The following is a 2710-nucleotide window of genomic DNA, read 5'->3' on the forward strand; positions in this document are numbered from 1 at the left end:
AGTAGGTCACCGCCGGAACATCATTAAGGTCGAGGACCCCCAACCACGTTGGGGGTCCTCCCGCATTTAAACCCCCCCATCCCACCACCAGGACACCCGGCCCCGGTCAGCGCGGGAACATCCTGCCATGGATCCAGGCCAGAAGCTCGACAGCGAGCCCCCCCGCCCAGCGCAGCCGCCCCGGCAGCCCGCAGTAAGTCCGCCGGCGGACGCGCGAGATGGAAGAAGTCCTGGACGAGCGGCTGGGTGATCAAAATCAGGAGCATGGCGCACATGGCGAGGACCACCGCCACCTTTTTCACATCAAGCGGGCGTGACACCACCGCGAGAATCCACAACCCCAACACCGAGAGCGTCAGCACAGATGCGGACTGCAGCGACTCCGGTGCTGCCCCAGCCGCTCCGGTCGTCTGCGCGTAGAGGTTCAGGCTCAACAATGAAGCCGCGACAATGAGCCCGGCGGGCACAGAGAACAAAAGCGACCTGCGCAGGAACCCGGGACGGTAGCGGCTGGAGTTTGCCATCAGCGCCAGGAAGAAGGACGGAATGCCAATCGTCAGACCGTCAGTGAAGGAGAGTTGGCGGGGTAGGAAGGGGAATTGGAGACTCAGCAATCCGAAGCTGACCGCGATTGCGATTGAGTAGGACGATTTGCTAAGAAAGAGCTTCGACACACGCTCGATGTTGGCGATGACCCTGCGGCCCTCAGCCACCACAGCCGGAAGCCGGTCGAAACGACCATCCAGCAGCACCAGCCGTGCCACTGCCTTCGTGGCAGGTGCCGCTGAGTTCATGGCTATGCCCAAATCCGCCTCCTTCAACGCGAGTACGTCATTGACGCCGTCTCCGGTCATCGCGACCGTGTGCCCGCGCCGCTGAAGTGCTGCCACCATGTCCCTCTTCTGGTGTGGAGTCACCCGACCGAACACGGTGTTGTTGGCCACTACCTCTTCTAGCCGCCGGGGATCGGCCGGAAGTTTCCGGGCATCGTATCCCTCCGCAACGTCCACGCCCACGGAGCGGGCAATCGCCGCGACCGTCCGGGGGTCGTCCCCCGAGATGATTTTCAGCTCCACGCCCTCATCACGGAAGTAGTCCAGCGTCTGTCGCGCCTCGGGCCGAATCTGCTCCCGAAACGTGAGCACAACCACCGGTTCAACAACTGCCGGCAGGGTTGCGTTGTCGGCTGTGATGGTCGTGTCGGCGGCGTAGGCCAGCACGACGGTCCGCAGGCCGTATTCGGCGAGTCGGCCGGCCCTGCCCAGAGCGGCATGCGCTGCCGGCGCTGCGTCTGCGCCACCAGAACCGTCGGCCAACACAACTTCCGGGGCGCCAAGGATCCATGTGCCTAACCCTGGGGTTCCGCCGCCGTCGAACGTCACAGCACTCCACTTCCGGGCGGAAGAGAACGGAACCGATGAGACCGCAGGGTTACCGCCGTCGTGCTCGAATGCCGCTTCAAGGCAGCGAGACGTCGCGTTCGCCTCTGGATCCTTAGCGAACCAGCCGAGGGCCCGCTCCCAACCAGGTTCCGCTGGCTCCGCAAGCTCATGCACACCGTCAAAGATGATGCGGCCCTCAGTGAGCGTTCCGGTCTTGTCGAGACAGAGGACGTCGACGCGGGCCAGGCCCTCGACCGCCGCCAGCTCCTGTATGAGAACCTTGTTCCCCGCCAGCCGGATCCCGCCGACAGCAAAAGCCACGCTCGAGAGCAAGACCAGGCCAAGCGGAATTACGGCGATGACGCTCGCAATCACCCCCACCAGCGCGGATGTCCAGGCGCCGCTGGCGATCGCTTGCTCCCAGCCGCCCCGGGACTGTATCTCGCCGTTGGCAACGATGAGGGCAACTGGCAACAACGCCCAGCTGAGCCAGCGAAGAATTCGGTTGAGGCTGTTGCGGATCTCGGAGTTGACCAGCGAGAACCGCTTCGCATCTGCGGCGATCCCGCTGGAGAAGGAGTCAGCGCCCACCCGGATCACCCGTGCCATGCCCCGGCCGGCAACAAGGATCGAACCGGACAGCACTGCGGTCCCCGCCTCCTTATCCACCGGGTCCGCTTCCCCAGTCAGGAGGGATTCATCTGCTTCCAGTCCGCCGCTCTCGAGGACAGAGGCGTCGGCTGTGACCTGGTCGCCAGCCCGCAGGACCAGGACATCGTCAAGCACGACGTCGGCGGTCGGGACCTCCTGCACGGACCCGTCACGCAGAACTCGGGCCACCGGAGACTCGAGGACCGCGAGGCGGTCCAGGGAACGTTTGGCCCGATACTCCTGGACGACACCTATGACGGAATTGCCCACAGCTGCCAGCCCGAAGAGGGCGTCCTGCCAACTGCCCAGCACAAGCAGGACGACAAAACTCGTTCCCACAATCGCATTGAACAGAGTCAGCACATTGGCGCGGACGATCTCCCACAGGCTCCGGCTGGTTGAGTCCGGTACAACGTTGGCCAGGCCATGCCTCATCCGGGAGGATACTTCGCCGCCGGATAACCCGGTGGCGGCCGGTCCGGACACTCGCCGATGGAGGAAGTCTGGCCTGCGGCGCCGGCGTTCTGCCATCACCCCCTGATCGTAACCGGAGAGAGCCCCGGATGCAGGTGATGCAGCCCACAGGCAGGGTTTTCCGGTCGATGGAGTGCGGTGCTGCACCACGGGGGGCTTGTTTTCCGTGTGGTGGCGGGGTTTTTGGGGTGTGGGGCTGGTGG

General features: G+C 64.5%; 1 protein-coding gene. It reads right to left on the reverse strand.

Annotated features, from left to right (window positions below):
• Window positions 1-23: 23 nt before the first annotated feature.
• Complete coding sequence (locus AC6EUH_RS18215; protein WP_499739495.1) at window positions 24-2468, reverse strand: HAD-IC family P-type ATPase; 2445 nt, start codon at window positions 2466-2468, stop codon at window positions 24-26.
• Window positions 2469-2710: the final 242 nt, after the last annotated feature.

This window comes from Arthrobacter sp. 001422645 (assembly GCF_059816125.1).